Annotated in this window: 21 protein-coding genes; 16 read left to right on the top strand and 5 right to left on the bottom strand. The window is 56.1% G+C overall.

Translation table 11 applies throughout. The annotated features are described in order from the left end of the window. Nucleotides 1-419: IS66 family transposase (locus G491_RS36225; protein ID WP_157467919.1), on the top strand; the 419-nt coding region annotated here is incomplete at its 5' end. A 176-nt stretch (nucleotides 420-595) separates the two neighbouring features. Further along, nucleotides 596-874: a hypothetical protein gene (locus G491_RS35235; RefSeq protein WP_157467916.1), complete on the top strand. Its 279-nt coding sequence runs from the start codon at nucleotides 596-598 to the stop codon at nucleotides 872-874. 71 nt (nucleotides 875-945) lie between these two features. On the opposite strand, the gene G491_RS0102150 is transcribed toward G491_RS35235, so the two are convergent. The 5 genes from G491_RS0102150 to G491_RS0102130 form a co-directional block, all read right to left on the bottom strand. Continuing rightward, nucleotides 946-1,767, bottom strand: a complete 822-nt coding sequence (locus G491_RS0102150; RefSeq protein ID WP_028313415.1) for a crotonase/enoyl-CoA hydratase family protein — start codon at nucleotides 1,765-1,767, stop codon at nucleotides 946-948. Nucleotides 1,768-1,775: 8 nt separating this feature from the next. After that, nucleotides 1,776-2,462 carry a DUF3617 domain-containing protein gene (locus G491_RS0102145; protein WP_028313414.1) on the bottom strand — a complete coding sequence of 229 codons (687 nt, stop codon included), beginning with the start codon at nucleotides 2,460-2,462 and terminating at the stop codon, nucleotides 1,776-1,778. 439 nt (nucleotides 2,463-2,901) lie between these two features. Continuing rightward, entirely contained in the window at nucleotides 2,902-4,572 is a 1,671-nt protein-coding gene (gene gpmI / locus G491_RS0102140) for a 2,3-bisphosphoglycerate-independent phosphoglycerate mutase (protein WP_028313413.1), read from the bottom strand. A gap of 52 nt (nucleotides 4,573-4,624) precedes the next feature. After that, nucleotides 4,625-5,224, bottom strand: coding sequence for a DUF3786 domain-containing protein (locus tag G491_RS0102135; RefSeq protein WP_028313412.1), 600 nt, complete (start codon nucleotides 5,222-5,224; stop codon nucleotides 4,625-4,627). Further along, nucleotides 5,221-5,607 carry a hypothetical protein gene (locus G491_RS0102130; protein WP_012610843.1) on the bottom strand — a complete coding sequence of 129 codons (387 nt, stop codon included), beginning with the start codon at nucleotides 5,605-5,607 and terminating at the stop codon, nucleotides 5,221-5,223. Before G491_RS0102130 ends, G491_RS0102135 begins: the two co-directional genes overlap by 4 nt. 428 nt (nucleotides 5,608-6,035) lie before the next feature. Here G491_RS0102130 and G491_RS0102125 point away from each other — a divergent pair, with 428 nt between their 5' ends. From G491_RS0102125 to G491_RS0102060, 14 genes are all read left to right on the top strand, one after another. Then, nucleotides 6,036-7,337, top strand: coding sequence for a phenylacetate--CoA ligase family protein (locus tag G491_RS0102125; RefSeq protein WP_012610842.1), 1,302 nt, complete (start codon nucleotides 6,036-6,038; stop codon nucleotides 7,335-7,337). A gap of 15 nt (nucleotides 7,338-7,352) precedes the next feature. Further along, the gene (locus G491_RS0102120) at nucleotides 7,353-7,784 is read left to right on the top strand and encodes an ACT domain-containing protein (protein WP_028313411.1); all 432 of its coding nucleotides are present in this window, start codon (nucleotides 7,353-7,355) and stop codon (nucleotides 7,782-7,784) included. A 45-nt stretch (nucleotides 7,785-7,829) separates the two neighbouring features. Beyond that, a complete protein-coding gene (locus G491_RS0102115; protein WP_157467913.1) occupies nucleotides 7,830-8,987 on the top strand; it encodes an ABC transporter substrate-binding protein in 1,158 nt (385 codons plus the stop codon). Between the two features lie 155 nt (nucleotides 8,988-9,142). Next, nucleotides 9,143-10,021, top strand: a complete 879-nt coding sequence (locus G491_RS0102110) for a branched-chain amino acid ABC transporter permease (protein ID WP_012610839.1) — start codon at nucleotides 9,143-9,145, stop codon at nucleotides 10,019-10,021. 24 nt (nucleotides 10,022-10,045) lie between these two features. Beyond that, on the top strand, nucleotides 10,046-11,038 hold the full coding sequence (locus G491_RS0102105; protein WP_028313408.1) for a branched-chain amino acid ABC transporter permease: 993 nt from the start codon (nucleotides 10,046-10,048) through the stop codon (nucleotides 11,036-11,038). Beyond that, nucleotides 10,995-11,774 carry an ABC transporter ATP-binding protein gene (locus G491_RS0102100; protein WP_028313407.1) on the top strand — a complete coding sequence of 260 codons (780 nt, stop codon included), beginning with the start codon at nucleotides 10,995-10,997 and terminating at the stop codon, nucleotides 11,772-11,774. The genes G491_RS0102105 and G491_RS0102100 overlap by 44 nt, the downstream gene beginning before the upstream one ends. 302 nt (nucleotides 11,775-12,076) lie before the next feature. Beyond that, complete coding sequence (locus tag G491_RS0102095) at nucleotides 12,077-12,820, top strand: ABC transporter ATP-binding protein (protein WP_028313406.1); 744 nt, start codon at nucleotides 12,077-12,079, stop codon at nucleotides 12,818-12,820. A 1-nt stretch (nucleotide 12,821) separates the two neighbouring features. Beyond that, complete coding sequence (locus G491_RS0102090) at nucleotides 12,822-14,108, top strand: phenylacetate--CoA ligase family protein (RefSeq protein WP_028313405.1); 1,287 nt, start codon at nucleotides 12,822-12,824, stop codon at nucleotides 14,106-14,108. Between the two features lie 42 nt (nucleotides 14,109-14,150). Next, nucleotides 14,151-14,582 (top strand): ACT domain-containing protein, encoded by a 432-nt coding sequence (locus G491_RS0102085; RefSeq protein WP_012610834.1) that lies wholly within the window; start codon nucleotides 14,151-14,153, stop codon nucleotides 14,580-14,582. Nucleotides 14,583-14,672: 90 nt separating this feature from the next. Next, complete coding sequence (locus tag G491_RS0102080) at nucleotides 14,673-15,047, top strand: PilZ domain-containing protein (RefSeq protein WP_028313404.1); 375 nt, start codon at nucleotides 14,673-14,675, stop codon at nucleotides 15,045-15,047. 73 nt (nucleotides 15,048-15,120) lie between these two features. Further along, the gene (locus G491_RS0102075) at nucleotides 15,121-16,518 is read left to right on the top strand and encodes a nucleotide sugar dehydrogenase (protein WP_028313403.1); all 1,398 of its coding nucleotides are present in this window, start codon (nucleotides 15,121-15,123) and stop codon (nucleotides 16,516-16,518) included. Continuing rightward, nucleotides 16,515-18,233, top strand: a complete 1,719-nt coding sequence (locus G491_RS0102070) for a bifunctional sulfate adenylyltransferase/adenylylsulfate kinase (protein WP_028313402.1) — start codon at nucleotides 16,515-16,517, stop codon at nucleotides 18,231-18,233. Before G491_RS0102075 ends, G491_RS0102070 begins: the two co-directional genes overlap by 4 nt. 75 nt (nucleotides 18,234-18,308) lie before the next feature. Further along, nucleotides 18,309-19,316, top strand: coding sequence for an NAD-dependent epimerase (locus G491_RS0102065; protein WP_028313401.1), 1,008 nt, complete (start codon nucleotides 18,309-18,311; stop codon nucleotides 19,314-19,316). Between the two features lie 79 nt (nucleotides 19,317-19,395). Further along, the gene (locus G491_RS0102060; RefSeq protein ID WP_028313400.1) at nucleotides 19,396-21,069 is read left to right on the top strand and encodes a nucleotide sugar dehydrogenase; all 1,674 of its coding nucleotides are present in this window, start codon (nucleotides 19,396-19,398) and stop codon (nucleotides 21,067-21,069) included. Nucleotides 21,070-21,078 lie beyond the last annotated feature (9 nt).

Genomic DNA, 21,078 nt, shown 5'->3' with positions numbered 1-21,078 from the left:
CCGAACTTTCCTTGATTGTAAAATGGGCCTATGAACCCCCGACGATTGGAGAATGGCGGGCCTTCATCGCCCGTTTCAAGGGGCTTTTGAACAAGCATCAAGAACGCCGGGACGACGCCGGAGTTTTTGCGCGCAGACTCATGCTGGAAATGGAAAGCCTTTGGCTTTGCCTGTCCGAACCGGGCGTTGACCCTACCAACAACCGGGCGGAAAGGGCCTTGCGTTACGGGGTGATCTGGCGCAAACGGAGCCTGGGAACCCAAAGCGAAAAAGGAGACCGCTGGGTGGAACGCATCCTAAGCCTCAAACATACCTTAAGAATGCGCGGCCTTCCTGTGTATCCCAGACTCGTCCAAATTATCTCCGACTTCCTGAAAAGCCAACCCACAGACCTTGCATGGATCAGCAACCTGGGCTAACTACCCCCTGAAGGCTTACTGTCTTTCGTTTAACACCAAGAGTATATAGACGAAATGCTGAATCATCCTGGGTTGTGAGGTTCGAAAACTGCATATTTTCGGATGATAACGCAAAATTAAATGCAGCGTATGTATTAGATGCAACAATCCGTTTGTTTATTGCTCATGACCATAACATGATGAAAAATAAAACTCCTCCAGAAAACCCATCCTATGTAAAATTGCGTAGGGAGGGAATTCCAATTTACCAGAAAGCAGATATGAATAGTCAATTGTTAGGACAGACACCTGAAGGACTGTTTCAAGTTCGTTTCAGCTATATGGTGCAGGGATTGAAGGATGACAAATTTTATGTACGCGTGGCTCATTTCGAAAATGGTCTATTTGTTCATGGATTTATTCTTTTGAGTGATACAGAGGTTAGCCTTCCGCAAGGTAATGACCCAGTTAGCTAATTTTTTATGAGCAATGAAGGGCCGCGGAATAATCCACGGCCCTTTGTAAATCATACGGAAAACGGGAAAGATTATTTCCCCGTATATTTGGGTTTGCGCTTTTCGGCGAAGGCGCCCACGGCTTCGTACAGATCATCCGACGGGATGATGTCCGTGCTGATGAGGCCCACGTATTTCAGGCCGTCCTCGATGGATTTTCCAATGCCGTAGTTCAACACGTTCTTGCAGGCCATGACCGCCAAAGGCGCGTTGTCGGCCATTTCCACGGCCAGCTTTTCCGCTGCTTCCATTAAAGCCTCATGATCTTCGTAAACGTCGTTGACCAACAGGATGTCCTTGGCCCTTTGGGCGTCGATGAGCCGGGCGGTATAGGCAAGCTCCCTGGCGTGGCCCTGGCCCACAATGTGGGGGATGCGCTGGAGCACGCCCACGTCGGCCACGATGGCCACGGCGGCTTCCTTCAAAGAGAAGGTGGCGTCTTTGGAGCAGATGCGGACGTCGCAGGCCGTGATCATGTCCAGGCCCGCGCCGATGCAGTTTCCGTGCACAGCCGCGATGACGGGCTTGCGGCATTTTTCAATGCAGGTGATGGTTTCCTGGAGCTCGTAGATTTTATGCACCAGGCTCCATTTGGTTCCGCCTTTTTGGTTGGGATCCATGAGTTCCGGAAGCTCGTTGGTCATGGCCATGAGGTCGATGCCTGCGGAAAAGCAACTGCCTTTGCCGGCCACGATGATCACCCGGATTTCCGGATCCTGGTCCAGGTCTTTGAAAATTATGGGCGCCTCGCGCCACGCAGGCGGGTTCATGGCGTTTTTCTTTTCAGGCCTGTTCAGGTACACCCAGGCGATGGGCGGTTTTTTTTCCACAACGTAAAACTGCAAATCATCCATGATTTCTCCTATTCCGGGCAGGGGCCCAGGTATTGGCCCTTCATGCTATTATGCATAGTCATCATGCCCCCCTCTTTGGGTTTTACGGTAATGACCACGGTCCCTTCAAAGGTTTTACCGTGGTATGTAATCTCGCCCTGGGAGTATGTGGCGGATTCCGGGTCTATGCATTCCATGGTCCAGTAAACGGTGTCGCCTTTGGCCTTCAAACCGGTGATTCTGCATTCGCCGTCGTCCGGTTTTTCCTGGGGTACGATGTTCTCCCGGGTCAGGCAGGTGGTGTAATTCTGGGGCGGCATGGTAAAGCCGTTGGCCTGCATGATCATGGTGGTCTTCCAGTTTCCCTCCTTCATGTTGATGGAGTCCCGGTCGATTTCCTCGATCACGCCTTGCGCCGGAGAGGGTTCAATCGCCGCCGGCTGGGCTTGCGTCTGATAGCTCTGGGAGGACTGCTGGTACGCCTTCAGGTTTTCCATGTCCTCCTGGGTCATTTCCTCTTCATCCTCTTCCTGCGCTTCCTCTATAGCCTCTTTGCCGGCGTTTTTTCCGCCTTCATAGGCTCCGTCAACCGCTTCTTCAATGCCCCTCTCCCCGGCTTTTTGCAGGGCGCCCTTCAGTTTGTCGTCAAACCAACCGGCCTGGGCCATTCCCGCCAAAAACACAAGGGTGAATAAAATGGTAAAAATACGTTTCATCAAGAAGTGTCCTTTCTAAAAAGAAAATCCTTTCCCCCAATTGAAAAAAACGGAGTTGGGATCGCCCGCCGCTCCACATTCATCCGGTCGCAGGTAAACCAACCTCCACTCCCACTATTAACACATCCCCTCAATCTGTCTTTCCGGAACGGATTTTTTCCTCGGTGATTTGGCAGCGCCAAACAGGCAAGAAAAGATTCAAAGGCCCTGCAGCCGCACAAAAGCCCCCTCCCCCTTGACGGGGGAAGGCTGGGGTGGGGGTGACGTTCTTGCAAACACTCAAACTCCCCCCCCATCCTGTCCTTCCCCCGCCAGGGGGGGAAGGGACGAAGATTGTCGGGCTTCCTTTACAAACAAGTCACAGGGGCCAAGTAAATAATCCGGTTTCTATTCTTCTCATCCAATCCTGAAAGTCAGTTTATTAAAAAAAAACAGTTTATTACATTTCACAGGGCTTAAGCAAACTTGCCGCCGTCATTTCTTCCGGCACAGGCAGCTGCATGAGCTCCAAAATCGTCACGGCGATGTCCGACAGCTTGCCGTGGTCCACCAAGTTGCAGGAATCAGCATCGTTCGCCACCCAGAAAAAATGCACGGGGCTGGTGGTATGGGCGGTCTGAATCCCGCCGGTGGCCGGGTCGATCATCTGCTCCGCGTTGCCGTGGTCCGCCGTGACCATTACTATCCCGTCCACGGCCAGAACCGCGTCGCAGACCTTTTCCACGCATTCGTCCACGGCCTCCACGGCCTTGACCACGGCGTCAAAGTCGCCGGTGTGGCCCACCATGTCGCAGTTGGCGAAATTGATGGCGATGAAGTCGTAACCCTTCTTTAGCCGATCTCCGCCGTCTACCGAGTTTTCCTCCATGCTCAAGGTGGTTTTCTCCGTATTCTGCGCCTTGCTCCTGAGCGAATCGATGCTGCCGGTGACGGCCTCCAGGACCAGGTCCGTGACTTCGTACACGCTCATTTCGGGCTTTTGGTTTTCCGGAATGCTGATGGACTCCACCAAAACCCGGTCCTCCTTGGGATAAGGCGCGACCAGCTTGCCGTTGAAGAAGCTGGTGACGTGGCGATACTTCTGATACTCGGAAATCCTCAGCTGCCACAGGCCGTGATCCGCCAGCACCTTGCCAAGCAGGTTGGCCATGTTCATGGGCGGGATAATGGCCTGGGTGAACTCGTCGTAATACCTGGTAAGCCCGGCGAAAAACACCTCCGGGACCGGTCCCCGGTCGAACTCCTTGAAATCCGGCTCCACAAAAGCCTGAGCCAACTGGATGGCCCGGTCCTGCCGGAAATTGGTATGGATGACCGAATCTCCCGGCCGAATCATGCCGCCGCAGTCCCCGCAGTCGTCCTCGATCATGGTGGGCTGGATGAACTCGTCGGTTTCCGGCGGAACGTCGCCTCCCTGCTGGGTTTTTGCGCGCTCATAGGCCTGCTCGATGGCTTCCCTGGCGGATTTCGCCCTGAGCCCCGTTCCCTGCATGAGGGCGTCATAGGCTTTTTGGGTGCGGTCGTAATTCTGGCCCCGATCCATGGCGTAATACCGGCCCATGACGCTGGCGACCCGGCCCACGCCCAGTTCGGCCATTTTGTTCTCCAGCCTTTCCAGGTAGGTGAGGGCGCTTTGGGGCGGCGTGTCCCTGCCGTCGCTGAAAAAATGCACATAGACCTTTTTAAGGCCGTTTTCGGCCGCCCATCCCAAAAAGGCGTGCAGATGATCCTGCACTGCGTGCACGCCCTGGTCCTGGACCAGGCCCATGAGATGCAGGGCGGAGTCGTTTTTTTTGCAGTTTTCCAGGGCCGCCTTCACCAGGGGAGTCTCAAACAACTCCCCGCTGCGAATCATCTGGTCCACCCGGACGATTTCCTGCATGACGATCCTGCCGGCCCCCATGTTCAGGTGACCCACTTCCGAGGACCCCTGGGCGCCCGCCCGGACCCCGACGGGCTCTCCGGACGCGTCGATGGTGCAATGGGGATAGGTTTCCAGCAAATGCTTGAAGTGCGGCGTCCTGGCGGCGGCCACGGCGTCGCCTTTCCCGCCGTCTCCGATGCCCCAGCCGTCCCTGATCAGCAGAACCACAGGTCTTTTGGTATGCATTGTTTTATCCTGATTTTTCGGGATGATAATCCCCGGAGGCGCGCCTCCCTGTTTACAGCAAGTTTAAAATTGTCCGGGAGGTGTATTCTCCCACGTCTGCCAGCCCGTCCGTGGGCATATGGCTTCCCGCGTTGTTAGAAAACAAGCACGTAACGGAAGCAGGAAAATCATCGTCCGGCAAGTAAAAAATGTAGCACAGGCGGATTTTCGGCAATGGTTGGACCACCATGGAAAAATCGCCCGGCATGTCATCCGGTCCGGCTGTCCCGTCCAACTTCTCCGGAATCACGTCCAGCTTGGCTTTGATGGCTTCCACCCTGGGGACCAGGATGTTTTCCGTATGCGTGGCGAAGGCCCCTGCGTAGGGCATGCTGTCGTCCATTTCCTTGAAAGCCTTGAAGGGCTGCTCCTTCATGGGTAATTCCGTTGCGTGAAGCGCATACAGCGAGACCACCACCCCGGAGGGATCGGTCAGGGGCCGGCCGTCCAGAGAAATGCCTTCGGGGGTAATGAGGCACTGGCCTCCGAAAGCCTTGAACAGGATTTCGTCCCCGTTCCTTTCCGCCCCAATGGCCGCTTCGGCGTTTCTGGTTTCGTTCTTGTACAGGGCCTTAATATTATCCTGAATGATAGCAGCGTAATTTCCGCTCATAAACCGTTATCCTCTTTGATCAGCCATCCGTGGGGGATGCCCGCTTCTTTCATTTTTTGCCGGGTGTCCTCCACCATAAATGGCGTGCACCGGACGGCCAGGCTGCCTTTGCGCACCCAGATGCGGACCATGGTCACGCTGTCCCCGTCCGAGTTGACGAGGCTGGGGAGCTTTTCCGCATGGTCGATGTCCGCCATGGCGAATTCGTAGTAAAAAGCGTCAGACGAAAAAGGGTCCACGATCAAAATCAATTTTTCCTTGTCCGAGGAGTGCTTTTGGGGCGCTCCAGTGTATGGGACGTGGGTTGCCGGAAGATTTCTGATCTTTTTATATGGTTCAATTTCGTACTTGGCGGCTTTTTCCAGCAAAGTTTTTACGGTCATGATGTCCTCCACAATCAACAATGGGAAAATGAAAACAAACATGGGCGCAATGGCTTGGCGATATCACAAGGGGAAAATCCTGGCAAGGCCGGCGGAAACCCCTGCTATTTTTTTCTTGACAGAGCCTTTTGCTCCTGGTATCGAACCGTTAACCTTAATGGTTAAATTATAAAACATATAGCTACGAATCGGGCGGCAGATGTCTGGTACCTTTTTTTTCTTTTTTTATTTTACCAGGTCTGCTCGCGAGATGGCAACATGATCAATAACTGACACGTTGCCAGCCGCGGGTAGACAGCACGCCTCCCGTGGCTAGTAGTAGTTTATTATAGGCCGTGGGAAGCTAATCCCACGGCCTTTTTGCATTTTTAGGGTTTTAAACGTTTAACAAACCCATGATTCATGGGCGACGAAGGAGGACTAAGGGTATGATTTTTAACATGGAATTTGAAACGCTTCCCAGGGAGGCTATCGAAGCCATCCAGTTGCGCAGGCTTAAGGCGGTAGTGGAAAGAGCCTACAACAATGTGCCTTTTTATCGAAAAAAATACGATGAAGCGGGCATAAAGCCAGCCGACATCCAGAAGCTGGAGGACATCCAAAAACTGCCCTTCACCACCAAGCAGGACCTTCGCGACAACTACCCCTTCGGCATGTTCGCCGTACCCATGGACAACGTGGTACGCATCCACGCTTCCTCCGGAACCACCGGACAGCCCACGGTGGTCGGCTACACGGCCCGCGACATCTCCACCTGGGCCGAACTCATGGCCCGCTCCCTGCAAGCCGGCGGCGCCACCCGGGACGACATCATTCACAACGCCTACGGCTACGGCCTGTTCACCGGCGGCCTGGGCGTGCATTACGGCTCGGAATGCCTGGGCGCCTCCGTCATCCCCATTTCCGGCGGCATGACCGAACGCCAGGTGCTTATCATGAAGGATTTCCGTCCTTCCATCCTCACGTGCACCCCGTCCTACGCCCTGCATCTGGCCGAGGCAGCCGAGGAAAACGGCCTGGATTTCGCCGATTTCAACTTCCGCGCAGGCATTTTCGGCGCAGAACCCTGGTCCGAAGCCATGCGCAAGGAAATCGAAAGCAAGCTGCACCTCTCCGCAGTGGACATCTACGGCCTATCCGAAGTCATGGGGCCGGGCGTGGCTCAGGAATGCCAGGAGGCGAAAGCCGGCCTGCACGTGTGGGAAGACCATTTCATCCCTGAAATCATCAATCCCGACACGGAAAAGAACGTGGCGGCCGGAGAAACCGGCGAGCTGATTTTCACCAGCCTGACCAAAGAGGCTTTCCCGGTCATCCGCTACAGGACCCGCGACATCTCCAGCCTCAACTACAGCCCCTGCGTGTGCGGACGCACCCATGTGCGCATGCACCGCGTTTCCGGCCGCACCGACGACATGCTCATCATCCGGGGCGTGAACGTATTCCCCTCCCAGATCGAGTCCGTGCTCATGGAAATCTCCCAGGTGGAGCCCCATTACCAATTGGTGGTGGACCGGGAAGGCGCCATGGACACCCTTACCGTCAAGGTGGAAGTGGGAGAAGGCGTTTTCTCCGATGAGGTCAAGCAGCTCCAGAGCCTGCAGGGCGAGATCGCCGGTCACATCAAGGAGCTCTTGGGCGTGTCCGTCAAGGTCAAGCTGGTGGAGCCCAAAACCATTGCGCGCAGCCAGGGCAAGGCCGTTCGCGTCATCGACAACCGTAAAATCTAAGCCAGGAGGCTAACTATGTTTGCAGATCAAATTTCCGTGTTTCTCGAAAACAAAGCAGGCAGGCTGGCCGAGGTCACCAGGACCCTGGCCGGCGCCTCCGTCAATATCCGGGCCCTTTCTCTGGCCGACACCTCGGATTTCGGCATTCTTCGCCTGATCGTGGATGACAACGAAAAAGCGGAATCCGCCCTGAAAGAAGCCGCCTTCACCGTGCGCACCACCCGGGTGGTGGCCGTGGAGGTTTCGGACAAGCCCGGCGGCCTCATGAGCATCCTGGAGTTCTTGGATTCCAAGCAGATCAACGTGGAATACATGTACGCGTTCGTGCGCCAAAGGCACGACAATGCGGTCATGATTTTCCGGTTCGACAACACCGACAGCGCCGTGGAAGCGCTGACTGCGGAAGGTTTTGCAGTCATCAAGGGAGATGAGTTGTACACCATGTAATGAACCCATAAGCAGTTAACCCAAACGACCCAATAAGGAGGCGGCATGAAAGCAGGAAAGATGAAAACATTGGCAACATTGGCAGTTTGCATTGTGATGGCGGGCTTGGTATTTGCGCCTGGAGCTTTTGCGAAAGACACATACAAGATCGGCGGCATCTTTTCCGTGACAGGCGGAGCTTCCTTTTTAGGCGCCCCTGAAAAACTGAGCATGCAGATGGTGGTGGATCAGATCAACGCCGCCGGCGGCATTGACGGCCATATGCTGGAAGCCGTGATCTACGACACCAAGGGCGATCCCACCGAAGCGGTCAACTTCGCCAATAAGCTGATTAACAAGGACAGGGTCCTGGCCATTGTCGGTCCCAGCACCACCCCCACCACCATGGCGGTGATTCCCCTGTGCGTGCGCGCCCGGCTGCCTTTGATCAGCTGCGCCGCCGGCAACGGGATCGTGAACCCCATTCAGCCTTACGTGTTCAAAACCGCTCAGAGCGACATCCAGGCCGTGGCGACCATTTACGCCTACATGAAAGAGCAGGGCATGAAAAAAATCGCCATCCTGTGCGTGGATAACGGCTTTGGCGCCAGCGGCGCCGTGCAGCTTCGCGAGCAGGCCGCCAAGTTCGGCCTGGAAGTGGTCAGCGACGAAAGCTACGGCGGAAAAGACACCGACATGACCGCCCAGCTTACCAAGGCCCGCAAGGCCGCCCCCGACGCTCTGGTGTGCTGGGGAACCAACCCCGGACCCGCGGTCGTCGCCAAGAACGCCAAGCAGCTCAAGCTGGACTTCCCCCTGTTCATGAGCCACGGCGTGGCTTCCCCCAAGTTCATTGACATTGCGGGAGACGCCTGCGAGGGCGTCATGCTGCCCACGGGCGCCGTGCTCATCGCCGACACCCTGGCCGCTGACTACCATCAGAAAGCCGCTCTGGACAAATACATCGGCGATTACAAAGCCGCCTACAACGCCGGCGTTTCCGGCTTCGGCGGATACGCATACGACGCCATGAAGATTTTGGAAATCGCCCTCAAGGGAACCAACGGCGACAAAGCCAAAATCCGCGACAACATCGAAGCCATTCAGGGTTACATCGGCGTAACCGGTACGTTCACCTTCTCCCCCACGGAGCACAACGGCCTGGGCGCCGACTCCTTCATCATGGTGGAGATCGCCGACGGAACCTGGAAGGTTATGAAATAATAAACCATGCCGGAACAACTCCCCCTGAGACGGGGGATTTTTTCAGTGCATTCCATCGTGAAATATGATAGCACCCCAAGGGGAGGCTCGCACATGCTGCGGCCTCCCCTCTAAATTATAATCAAAATATTTTCAGTATATTTGGACAATCCGCCATGATGCAGGAACTCTTACAGTATCTGTTCGGAGGCATCACGAACGGCGCTATTTACGCCGTTATTGCTCTGGGCTTTTCCACCTTGTACAGCGCCACGGACCTGATCAATTTCGCCCAGGGCGAGTTCGTCATGCTCGGGGCTTTGCTGCTGGTCACCCTGTGGCTGAACCTGGGCCTGCCCCTGCCTTTGGCCTTTGTGCTGGTGGTGCTGGCCGTAGGGCTGGCGGGAATCATCTTCGAGCGGCTGGCCATTCGCACGGTGCGCAAACCCGATCCCATTGTGTTGGTGATCATCACCGTGGGCGCCTCGATTTTCCTGCGGGGACTCGGCATGGTGGGATGGGGCAGGGACCCCCTGGCCATTCCCTCGTTTTTCAAGCTGGACTCCATCGAAATCGCCGGCGCCTATTTGCTGCCCCAAAGCCTGTTTATCGTCATTACAGTCACGGTTTTGGTGGCGGCCCTGACCTTTTTCTACAAAAAGACCCTGACCGGAAAGGCCATGAGCGCTTGCGCCATTAATAAGAAGGCCGCTTCCCTGCTGGGAATCGGCACGGAACGCATGACCCTGATGGCTTTCGCCCTGGCCACCGGCCTGGGCGCCGTGGCCGGCGTTATGATTGCGCCCATCACCATGGCTACCTACGACATGGGCTCCATGCTGGGCTTGAAAGGCTTTTGCGCCGCCATGCTGGGCGGATTGGGTAGCCTGTGGGGCGCTTTGATCGGCGGCCTGCTTTTGGGCATCGCCGAAGCCCTGGGCGTGGGATTTGTGTCTTCAGGCCTGAAAGACGCCATCGCCTTTTTACTTTTATTACTCATCCTGTATATCCGGCCCACGGGCATCCTGGGAGCAAAGTCCAGCCATCGGTTCTGATGCGCCTGCGGCTCCAAGGCCGGAATGAATGAAAACTGGTTTGACGCCATGAAACAATCTTGGAAAAAAGGCCTGGCCTTCTTCGTCTTTGCGGGCGTAATCTTTTTCGCCGGGCTTTTCCTGGACAATTATTTTTATCAACAGCAGCTCACTTTCATCGGCATATTCACCCTGCTCGCCGTGGGGCTGAACATGCTCATGGGCTACGCCGGACAAATTTCCCTGGGGCACGCCGCATTTTACGGCATAGGAGCCTATACCACGGGCGCCCTCACCGTACACCTGGGGTGGTCCCCCTGGGCCTCCCTTCCCTGCGCCCTGGCTGCATCCGGAATTATCGCGTACATCGTGGGCAAGCCCACCCTAAAACTTTCGGGCTACTACCTGGGCATGGGAACCCTGGGCTTCGGCATGATCATGCACGTCCTGTTCCGGGAATGGGGCGGCATCACCGGCGGCCCCAACGGCTTGGTGGGCATTCCCTCCCTCAGCCTGTGGGGGATAGACCTTTCCACCGGCCGCAACTATCTGTGGGTGGTGTGGGGCTGCGTGCTCATAACCTTTTTTATTTGCGACCGCCTGGTGAATTCCCGTGTGGGACGCGCCTTGCGGGCCATCCACTTCAGCGAGCAGGCGGCCTCTGCAGTCGGCGTGGATACGGCCAAGGCCAAGCTGCAAGTCTTTGTGTTCAGCGCCATGGTCGCCGCATTGGCCGGCTTCTTGTACGCCCACCTGGTCATGTTCATCAGCCCCGGCAGCTTCGGCTTTTTGGTTTCCGTCAAGTTGGTGGCCATGGTGGTCATCGGGGGCATGGCGAGCATCTGGGGCGCCTTGCTGGGGTCGACTCTGTTGACCATGCTGCCGGAATGGCTGCATCGGTTTTCCGATTATGAAATGGTGATTTACGGGGGCATCCTCATGGGCGTGATGATTTTTCTGCCCCAGGGACTTACCCGAGGAGTATTGGATATCTATGAAAAATTCCGGATCGAACGAAAACAGCCTGCTAAGGATTGAGAACGCTTCCATATCCTTTGGGGGCGTCAAAGCGGTCCGGGACGTGTCTTTTGAAGTGCAAAAAGGCGCGATCCAAGCGCTTATCGGCCCCAACGGCGCCGGCAAGACCACTCTGTTCAACCTGATTACCGGAGTATTCCCCCTGGATTCGGGCCATATTTTTTTTCAGGGTCAGGACACAGCCAAACGGAAAAACTTCCAGAGAGTGTCCATGGGCATCGCCCGAACCTTTCAGAACGTGGAATTGTTCACGGGAATGACCGTCCTGGAAAACGTCATGGTGGGTCAGCACGTGCGCACCAAAACAGGCTTTTTGGGCGCCATCGCCAGGCTGCCCAAAACCAGGCGCGAAGAAGCTGAAATCCGCGAAAAAGCCATGCATTGGCTGGAATTCGTGGGATTGGACCATGAGGCGGACAGCAAGGCCGGAGACCTGGCATTCGGATGGCAACGCTCCGTGGAAATCGCCCGGGCTTTGGCTTCCGAGCCTCAGCTCCTGCTGCTGGACGAACCGGCCGCCGGGTTGAACGCCAACGAAACCGGCCAGTTGGGGGATCTCATGCGCCAGATCAGGGATCTTGGCGTGACCCTGCTTCTGGTGGAGCACGACATGAGCCTGACCATGGAAATTTCGGACCGCATTGTGGTATTGGACCAGGGCGCCAAGCTGTCCGAAGGCGCGCCCCGGGAAGTCCAGGCGGACGAAAAGGTCATCGCCGCCTATTTAGGGACCTAAGGAATGGGGTCAAATCTACGTTTGACGTTTGAGACTTGGCCAGCCGGGCTTCCAAGAAGCTGATAGGTGAATTTTGTTGGGTTTCGCAAGCTCAACCCAACCTACATCGCAATAAGCCAAGCCGTAGGTTGGGTGGTTCTGCGCAAGAAAAATTTTTTTTGGGAAGCTGTTTTTTTCGTCAATACTAAAGAGCGGCCATGCTCCTTTAAAGATTGAGCGCAGGTTCACCCAACAAAAAGATAGATGTAAAGCCGGACTCTACCCGCCCGGCAAAAATACGGTCCTTTGGGGCTGGAGGCAAAATGCTTCAAATTAGAAATCTCAAATGCTATTATGGGGGCATACGGGCCTTGTCCGGAGTCAGCCTTTCGGTCTCCCAAGGGGAATTGGTGGCCCTGATCGGCGCCAACGGAGCCGGGAAAAGCACCCTGCTCCAGGCCATTTGCGGCCTTTTGTCCTCGTGGGAAGGGGAAATCCAGTTTGACGGAAAATCCCTGGCAGGCCTCAAACCGCCGGCCATTGTAGCCCGGGGCGTCTCCATGGTTCCGGAGGGAAGGCTCATCTTTCCGCCCCTTTCGGTATTGGACAACCTGAAATTGGGGGCTTATTTGCGTTCCCGCCAAAAGGACCATGCAGGCGTTCAGCAGGACCTGGAGAAAATGCTGGACCTTTTTCCCGTCTTGCGGGAGCGGGCCAAGCAAAACGCGGGCACCTTGTCCGGCGGCGAGCAGCAGATGCTGGCCGTGGGCAGGGCGCTTATGGCCAGTCCCAGGCTGTTGCTTCTGGACGAGCCTTCCATGGGCCTGGCGCCCCTGGTGGTTCGCAAAATATTCGACACCCTCACCGAATTGAGGAAGACGGGCCTGACCATTCTGATTGTCGAGCAAAACGCCCAGGCCGCCCTGGAAATCGCGGATCGCGGCTACGTATTGGAAACCGGCCGCATGGTTCTGGCCGGAGAAGCCTCCCAGTTATTGGAGGATAAAGAAGTCAAACGGGCGTATTTGGGAAAAGATTATTCCAAGTTTTACGAAGGGAGAGGATAATATGGCCGTCCCTGGTTTTCCTGAGAATCTGGATCCCCAGCAAAGATCCCAACATCAATTGGAGCGTTTGCAGGAAACCCTTAATCGCGCTTACCGCAGCGTTCCTTTTTATCAGGCGGCGTTTAAGGAAAAGAATATAGACCCTCTGGACGTGGGCGGCCTGGAGGATCTGGCCAAGCTCCCATTCACCGAACGCAGGCATTTGGCCGAAAACTATCCCTACGGGCTCTTCGCTGTGCCCCTTCGCGACATTGTACGCATTCACACCGCTCCCGGCGAGGGCCAGGCGCCTTCGGTTTCAGGATATACGGCCCAGGACCTGGATCTTTGGAGAGGCCTGGTGGCCCGCGCCCTCATGGCCGCCGGAGTCAATGCCAACGACATCATGCAGATTTTTCTGGATCCCGGCCTGGCCTCCTGGGGCAGGGGATACAAGGACGGCGCCGAGGAATTGGAAGCCAGCGTGATTCCGCTGACCGCCCTTCCTTTGGAAAAGCAGCAGATGGTCTTAAAGGACTACAAAACCTCCGTGGTGGTGACCACGCCCTCCTCGGCCGAGGAATTGTGCCAGGGGTTATACGCCGAAGGCATCAAATTCAATGAACTGGCCCTGAAAACCCTGATTTTTGCCGGTGAGCCCATCAGCCAGGAAGACAGAGACGTCATCGCCGGCAAACTCCACGTAGACACCTGGGTGCATTACGGCCTGTCCGAAGTCCCGGGACCGGCCATTGCCTTTGAATGCAAGGCCCATGAAGGGCTTCACGTGAGCGAAGACCATTTCTACCCTGAAATCATCAACCCCTCCACCGGAGAGCCCGCCGCTCCCGGAGAGGAAGGCGAACTGGTCCTCACAACCCTTACCACACGGGCTTTTCCCCTGATTCGCTTCCGCACGGGGGATCGGGTTTCGTATATCCAGGAGCCCTGCTCCTGCGGCCGCACCCTGTGCCGGATCAACTGGCATCAGGAGCGCACGGACAATATTGTTGTCATTAAGGGCGTAAAAGTGCATCATGCACAGGTGATGGCCCACATCAGCAAGGCCTTGGGCTTCACCCCGACCTGCTGCCGTTTGCTGGCGGGCAAAAAAGGCGACCGGGTGGGGCTGGAGGTCTGGCTGGGTATGGACGACACTATTTTTTCCGACGAAATCAAGGAGTTGGAAAAGGTGGTGGATAACGTGGAAAACGCCCTGATTCAGGAACTTGGCATTACCGCCCGCGTGCGTCTGGCGGAAGGCGAAGTGGATTGCGCCGAGCCCGGAAGACGGGAGGTGGCGCCCTGAAGAAAAATCGGTTATGAATGATCCGGCCACAGGAGGTTTTTTATGCAGGCTGAACAGATTTCCATCTTTATTGAAAATAAGGCGGGCAGATTAGCGGAAGTAGCCAGAATTCTATCGGATTCCGACGTAAACATCAGGGCCTTGTCCCTGGCCGACACATCCGACTTCGGCGTTTTACGTTTAATTGTCAACCATACATCCCGCGCCCGGGATGTGCTCAAGGACAACGGATTTACGGTGCGCCGCACCTCCGTGGCGGCCGTGGAAGTGATGGACCAGCCCGGCGGCCTGCTGGCCGTTTTGGACCTTTTGAACGGCGCCGGCGTTAACATCGAATACATGTACGCTTATGCAAATCCTCCCGGAGGCAATGCGGTCATGATTTTCCGCTTCGACCGCATGGAAGACGCCATTGAACTCTTAAAAAACAATAATATGAGGATATTGGAAGCCGAAGAGCTTTCCGGCATATAACAGGATAAATCCTCTTGATTCCCGGTTATGCACCTGATAAGAATAAGGCTTATCTTTTCACATAATTTCGGAGTCGCAGGAGGCATCCTTATGAGCGGAAAGGAACGCAGGCGCCATACGCGTCACAAAACCCCGGAAAGTTGTTTCGCCGCGCTCCGTGCGGAGTCGACGACTGTCGGACGCATCCGGGATATCAGCAAAGGCGGCCTGTCTTTTGAGTATCTGGAAGACGTGGACGCTCCCGCCCATTCGGACGGCGGGGAGAGCGTGGATCTCTTTATGACCGGCGGCGGCCTTTTTGTGCGTCAAATTCCCTGTCAGACCGTGCGGGATAATCTGGCCATGCACGATGACCTGACTTTTTCAGGAATTGGAATCCGGCGTCGCGGCTTGCAATTTGAAGAACTGAACGAACAGGCTTCCCACGAAGTGGAAGCCTATATCGCCCTGTGCTCCAGGGATTGAATGACGCACGCTGGGGGGCTGTGTTCATTCTTGGCGCCGTAACCAAGGACAAGCTATTTGGGACTATGAGTTTATGACGGATTTTGAAAAGAGGATTTTGTGCATCGGAGCCGGCTATGTCGGCGGCCCCACCATGGCGATGATCGCCTTTAAGTGCCCCCAGTATAAAGTGCATGTGGTGGACATCAACCCGGACCGCATCGACGCCTGGAACTCCCAGAACCTGCCCATTTACGAGCCGGGCCTGGAAGAAGTGGTTTTTGAAGCCCGGGGAAGGAACCTGTTTTTTTCCACGGACATCCAGGAAGGCATTGAAGAAGCGGACATCATTTTCGTCAGCGTCAACACCCCGACGAAAACCTTCGGCGAGGGAGCAGGCATGGCGGCCGACCTTCAATACTGGGAAAAAACCGCCCGCCAGATTTTGGAATGCTCTAAATCCCCGAAAATCATCGTGGAAAAAAGCACCGTGCCGGTTCGCACGGCCCAGGCCATGGAGCGCATCCTGGGAACCGACGGAACAGGCAAGTTCCAGGTGCTTTCCAATCCTGAATTTCTGGCCGAAGGCACGGCCATAGAGGATCTGAAATGCCCGGACCGGGTGTTGATCGGCTCCCGGCTCACCGAAGAAGGCCTGAAAGCCCGGGATGAGCTGGTCTCCATTTACGCCAACTGGGTGCCCAAGGATAACATCGTCACCTCCGACATATGGAGCAGCGAGCTCTCCAAACTGGTGGCCAACGCCTTTCTGGCCCAGAGAATTTCGTCCATCAACGCCATTTCCGCGTTATGCGAAAAAACAGGCGCCGACGTAAGCCGGGTGGCTTACGCCGTGGGCAAGGACGGCCGGATCGGCGACAAGTTCCTCAAATCCAGCGTGGGATTCGGAGGCTCCTGCTTTAAAAAGGACATCCTGAACCTGGTGTATCTGTGCCGCAGCTACGGCCTCCAGGAAGTGGCGGATTACTGGGAGCAGGTGGTCAAGATCAACGAGTACCAGAAGGAACGCTTTGTCCTGAACATGCTCCACACCATGTTCGACACCCTGGCCGGCAAGAAAATCTGCCTCCTTGGCTTTGCTTTCAAGGCCGACACCGGCGACACCCGCGAAACCCCGGGCATCTACATCGCCCAGCGCCTCGCCGAGGAACACTGCCGGGTTGTGGTTTCCGACCCCCAGGCTTTGGACAACGCCAAAATTGACCTCAAACAATTGGGAGACGCGGTAAGCTACGTGGAAGACCCCTACGAAGCGGCTGCAGACTGCGACGCCCTGGCGGTTCTCACCGAGTGGACTCTTTATAAAGAATTGGATTACGCTAAAATATACAATAGCATGACCAAACCCGCTTTTGTGTTTGACGGCAGGAACATCCTGGATCATCAGGCGCTGCATGACATCGGCTTCAATGTATTTCCTATTGGTAAGCCCGCGCTCACCCATTACCGGACGAATGGGCGGACAAGATGAGCAACCCCTTGATCGGAGCGCCCCATGGCGGGGAACTGGTTGACCTGATTGTTTCGGAAAGCCGGGCGGAGGAACTGCGCGAGCTTTCCCTGGATATGGAAAGCGTGGTCCTTACGGACCCGCAGCTTTCGGATTTGGAGCTTTTAGCCAACGGCGCTTATTCCCCGCTGACGGGCTTCATGTGCAAAAACGATTGTCAGCAGGTTCTGGAAACCATGCGGTTGTCGGACGGCCTGCTCTGGCCCATACCCATTTGCCTGGACGTGCAGGAGAATGCGGCCGCCAATCTTTCCGTGGGTCAAACCGTGGCTTTGCGCGACGCCGAGGGCTTTATGCCGGCGGTCATGCACATAAAAGACATATGGCCTGTGGATCGGGAAGCCTATGCGCAAGGCGTGTTCGGAACCGCCGATCCGGCCCACCCGGGCGTGGATGGCATGTTTCACACCATGGGAAGCCATTTCATAGGCGGGGACGTGGAGGTCCTCACCCTGCCGCTGCGTTTTGGATTCCGCAGGCTTCGCCATACTCCCCAGGAAATCCGCACCTTGTTCAAAAAACTGGGGTGGCGCAGCGTCGTCGCCTTTCACACGGAAAAGGTGCTGCACCGGCCTGACTACGAGCAAACCATCCGGGCCATGGCTCACGCCCGGGCCAATCTGCTGCTGCACCCTGTCATCGGCAGAATCCGCCCCGGCGATATGGACACATACACCCGGGTTCGTTGCTATTTGGCGGCTTGCCAAAAATATTCCCCAGGCTCCATGATCACCCTCAGCCTGCTTCCCTACACCATGCGTTACGCCGGCCCCCGGGAAGCGCTGCTCCACGCAATAATCCGTAAAAATTACGGATGCACCCATTTTATTGTGGCGCCGTGCCACGCCAGCCCGGAAGCCGACGAGTCCTGCACCGCGTTTTACGACCCGGACGCAGCATTCAGCCTGGCCGCTTCCTACGCCGGAGAATTGAATCTGTCCGTCTTGCAATTTGAGGATTTGGTCTACGTGGAAGAGGACGGAGCGTATGTGCCTAAAAAAGAGGCCAACGGTCGAAAAATCCGGTCCATGACGGAAGAAGAGTTTATCAAACGGATTCAGGATGGCAAAAAAGCCCCAGAATGGTTTACATTCCCCGAAGTGGCCAAGGAGATGGAACGATCCTACCCGCCCAAGTCCATCCAGGGATTTACTATCTTTTGCACCGGCCTTTCCGGCGCCGGAAAATCCACCATCGCCGGTCTCGTTTGCGCCCGCTTGCAGGAGATGGGCGGCCGCCCCGTCACCTTTTTGGACGGAGACATCGTGCGGAAGAATCTTTCCAGCGAGTTGGGCTTTTCCAAGGAGCACCGGGACATCAACGTGCGGCGCATTGGTTTTGTGGCCAGCGAAATCACAAAAAACCGGGGAATCGCCATTTGCGCCCCCATTGCGCCTTATGGGGCCACTCGCAGGCAAATTCGCAGGAATATTGAAACCCACGGCGGATTTATAGAAATCCATGTGGCCACTCCTTTGACCGTTTGCGAAAAAAGAGACCCGAAGGGCTTGTATTCCAAGGCAAGGTCTGGTTTGATCAAGGACTTTACCGGGATCGACGACCCCTACGAGGAGCCCGAACGCCCGGAAGTGACTTTGGATACAACGGATATGACTCCCGAGGAAGCAGCCCAGGAGGTCCTCTTGTATCTGGAACGCTCAGGGTACATCCGCTAATCGGTTTGGATCCTAAAACATAATTATTGAAGAAAACCGCGGCGTAAGCGCGGCTTTCTTGAACGGAATAGCCCCATGACGCAACTAATTACCGGCGCTGCCGGATTTATTGGTTTTCATTTAAGCAAACAGCTTTTGGAACAGGGCGAGACGGTTGTGGGCCTGGATAATCTCAACGATTACTACGACCCCCAACTGAAAACGGACCGCCTGAAAATTCTCCGGGATTACGATAACTTTGTCTTTGAAAAGGGAGAAATGGCGGACCGGGAGTTCATGCCCGCTCTGTTTGAAAAATACGGGTTTGAAAAGGTCACCAACCTGGCCGCCCAGGCCGGGGTAAGGTACTCCCTAAAAAATCCCCACTCCTACGTGGACAGCAATCTGGTCGGCTTCACCAACATCCTGGAAGGCTGCCGCCATACCAAGGTCGAGCACCTGGTTTTTGCGTCCTCCTCCTCCGTTTACGGCGCCAACACGGACATGCCTTTTTCCGTGCACCAGAACGTGGATCACCCGGTTTCCCTGTACGCTGCGTCCAAAAAAGCCAACGAACTCATGGCTCACGCCTATTCCCATTTGTACGGCCTGCCCTGCACCGGGCTTCGGTTTTTCACCGTGTACGGTCCTTGGGGACGGCCCGACATGGCTTTGTTTCTTTTTACCAAGGCCATCCTGGAAGGCAAGCCTATCAATGTGTTTAACAACGGCGACATGCAGCGGGACTTCACCTATATAGACGACATAATCCAGGGTGTGGCCAAGGTGTTGGACAACATCCCCGATCCCGACCCGGATTGGATGGGAGACGACCCTGATCCGGCCACTAGCTATACGCCGTACAGGCTGTACAACATCGGCAATAACCAGCCGGTCAAGCTGCTGAAATTCATCGAGTTGATCGAGGAGGCCCTGGGCATGAAAGCGGAGAAGAACATGCTGCCCATGCAGGCCGGGGACGTCCCCGCAACCTACGCGGATATCGACGACCTCGCCAGGGACGCAGGATACTGGCCTCGCACCTCGGTGGAGGACGGCGTCCGAAATTTCATAAATTGGTATCGGGAGTACTACAAAGCCTGATCACGCTCCCCGTTCGTCAACCCCAGTTATAAACTGAAAAACAAAGCGGCTTATAAGCCGTAATCGCAAGGAAAAGGAAATGCCAGACACCCAAGCACAGGCAAAAGAAATGAATGAGGCCAATGTTTCCGTGTGCCCGGCGGGCGAAGTCTTTCCCCTGCCCACAAAGGCGGAGTACGAGGAAGAATTCGTCAGACTGCAGGAATTGGTTGCGGCCCAAAGGGAAATGGGCCGGGAAATCGTAGTGGTCATGGGCGTGGGCTTCGTCGGCGCCGTCATGGCCGGAGTCGTGGCCGACAGCACCGACAAGAAAACCGGCGAGCCCAACAAGTTCGTCATCGGCATGCAGCGCCCCTCAGTCCGCTCATATTGGAAAATTCCCTACCTGAATCGCGGCGTAGCCCCTGTGGAAGCGGAAGACCCGGAAGTGGCTCCGCTTATCGAACGCTGCGTCAAGGAAAAGAAAACCCTCGTCGCCACCTACACCTACGACGCCTTGACCCTGGCCGACGTGGTGGTAGTGGACGTTCAGTGCGATTACGACAAAGAGTCCTTCGGCGACTGCCGGAACGGCAAGGCCGACATCGCCGCTTTGGAAGCCAGCCTGGCTATCATCGGCGAAAAGGTTTCTCCCGACTGCATGGTTTTGATCGAAACCACCGTGCCCCCGGGAACCACCGAGCACGTGGCCTATCCCATCATGAAAAAGGCATTTGAAAAGCGCGGCCTCAAAGACGCCGAGCCCCAACTGGCCCACTCCTTTGAACGCGTCATGCCTGGCCGCGACTACGTGGCCTCTATCCGCGACTTCTGGCGGGTGTGCAGCGGCGTGAACCAGACAGCTCGGGACAAGGTGGAAGTCTTTTTATCCGAAGTGCTCAATGTGGATAAATTCCCCCTGACCGTTTTGGACAGGCCCATCGAGAGTGAAACCTGCAAGATCGTGGAGAATTCCTTCCGCGCGACCATCCTGGCTTTCGTGGATGAATGGAGCGTGTTTGCGGAACGCAACGGCGTGGACCTGATCAAGGTCATCAACGCCATCAAAGTGCGGCCGACCCATAACAACCTGATCTTTCCCGGCCCCGGCATCGGCGGATACTGCCTGCCCAAGGACGGCGGCCTGGGCGTCTGGGCTTATCACACGCTCATGGGCTTTGAGGACGACATCTTTAAAATCACGCCCATGGCCATCGACATCAACGACACCCGCTCCCTGCGCGTGGCTAGGCTGGTGCGCGATGGCCTGCGTAACGTGGGCAAGATCGTGGCCGCCTCCCGCATCGCCATCCTGGGCGCCTCGTACCGCGAGGACGTGGGCGATACCCGGTACAGCGGATCGGAAATCGTGGTGCGCAAGCTGGCTGAAATGGGCGGGGACATGGTCATCCACGATCCCTACGTGTCTCACTGGTGGGAGCTGGAAAAGCAGGACACCTACCCGGCCCCCGGCCATTCCCGGGCCCGCTTCTTCCGCAACCAGGAAGAGGTCAAGGACCTGCGCATGCACAAAGACCTCCAGGAGGCCCTCAAGGGCGCCGACGCTGTGGTTCTGGCCGTAAGGCATCAGGCTTATATGGAGCTGGAGCCCGACCAGGTGGTTGAGATGGTCGGCCGCCCAACGGTGGTTGTGGATTGCTTCGGCATGCTGGATGACGACAAGATCGCCCGGTATTTCGAGCTTGGCTGCGAGGTCAAAGGCCTGGGCCGCGGTCATATAAAGCGGATTAAAACCAGGGTGCTGGAAAAGTAGTATAGGGAC

This window comes from Desulfatibacillum aliphaticivorans DSM 15576 (assembly GCF_000429905.1).
In the GTDB taxonomy this organism is placed as follows: Bacteria; Desulfobacterota; Desulfobacteria; order Desulfobacterales; family Desulfatibacillaceae; genus Desulfatibacillum; species Desulfatibacillum aliphaticivorans.
This window is presented reverse-complemented; position numbering and strand designations above follow the sequence as displayed.

Bases quoted from the DNA above. Each gene is read 5' to 3' on its own strand.
- G491_RS0102080 (WP_028313404.1), top strand. From the start codon at position 14,673: ATGAGCGGAAAGGAACGCAGGCGCCATACGCGTCACAAAACCCCGGAA.
- G491_RS35235 (WP_157467916.1), top strand. From the start codon at position 596: ATGATGAAAAATAAAACTCCTCCAGAAAACCCATCCTATGTAAAATTG.
- G491_RS0102120 (WP_028313411.1), top strand. From the start codon at position 7,353: ATGTTTGCAGATCAAATTTCCGTGTTTCTCGAAAACAAAGCAGGCAGG.
- G491_RS0102145 (WP_028313414.1), bottom strand. From the start codon at position 2,462: ATGAAACGTATTTTTACCATTTTATTCACCCTTGTGTTTTTGGCGGGA.
- G491_RS0102135 (WP_028313412.1), bottom strand. From the start codon at position 5,224: ATGAGCGGAAATTACGCTGCTATCATTCAGGATAATATTAAGGCCCTG.
- G491_RS0102065 (WP_028313401.1), top strand. From the start codon at position 18,309: ATGACGCAACTAATTACCGGCGCTGCCGGATTTATTGGTTTTCATTTA.
- G491_RS0102085 (WP_012610834.1), top strand. From the start codon at position 14,151: ATGCAGGCTGAACAGATTTCCATCTTTATTGAAAATAAGGCGGGCAGA.
- G491_RS0102070 (WP_028313402.1), top strand. From the start codon at position 16,515: ATGAGCAACCCCTTGATCGGAGCGCCCCATGGCGGGGAACTGGTTGAC.
- G491_RS0102110 (WP_012610839.1), top strand. From the start codon at position 9,143: ATGATGCAGGAACTCTTACAGTATCTGTTCGGAGGCATCACGAACGGC.
- G491_RS0102095 (WP_028313406.1), top strand. From the start codon at position 12,077: ATGCTTCAAATTAGAAATCTCAAATGCTATTATGGGGGCATACGGGCC.
- G491_RS0102090 (WP_028313405.1), top strand. From the start codon at position 12,822: ATGGCCGTCCCTGGTTTTCCTGAGAATCTGGATCCCCAGCAAAGATCC.
- G491_RS0102150 (WP_028313415.1), bottom strand. From the start codon at position 1,767: ATGGATGATTTGCAGTTTTACGTTGTGGAAAAAAAACCGCCCATCGCC.
- G491_RS0102060 (WP_028313400.1), top strand. From the start codon at position 19,396: ATGCCAGACACCCAAGCACAGGCAAAAGAAATGAATGAGGCCAATGTT.
- G491_RS0102100 (WP_028313407.1), top strand. From the start codon at position 10,995: ATGAAAAATTCCGGATCGAACGAAAACAGCCTGCTAAGGATTGAGAAC.
- G491_RS0102075 (WP_028313403.1), top strand. From the start codon at position 15,121: ATGACGGATTTTGAAAAGAGGATTTTGTGCATCGGAGCCGGCTATGTC.
- G491_RS0102125 (WP_012610842.1), top strand. From the start codon at position 6,036: ATGATTTTTAACATGGAATTTGAAACGCTTCCCAGGGAGGCTATCGAA.
- G491_RS0102130 (WP_012610843.1), bottom strand. From the start codon at position 5,607: ATGACCGTAAAAACTTTGCTGGAAAAAGCCGCCAAGTACGAAATTGAA.
- G491_RS0102105 (WP_028313408.1), top strand. From the start codon at position 10,046: ATGAATGAAAACTGGTTTGACGCCATGAAACAATCTTGGAAAAAAGGC.
- gpmI (WP_028313413.1), bottom strand. From the start codon at position 4,572: ATGCATACCAAAAGACCTGTGGTTCTGCTGATCAGGGACGGCTGGGGC.
- G491_RS0102115 (WP_157467913.1), top strand. From the start codon at position 7,830: ATGAAAGCAGGAAAGATGAAAACATTGGCAACATTGGCAGTTTGCATT.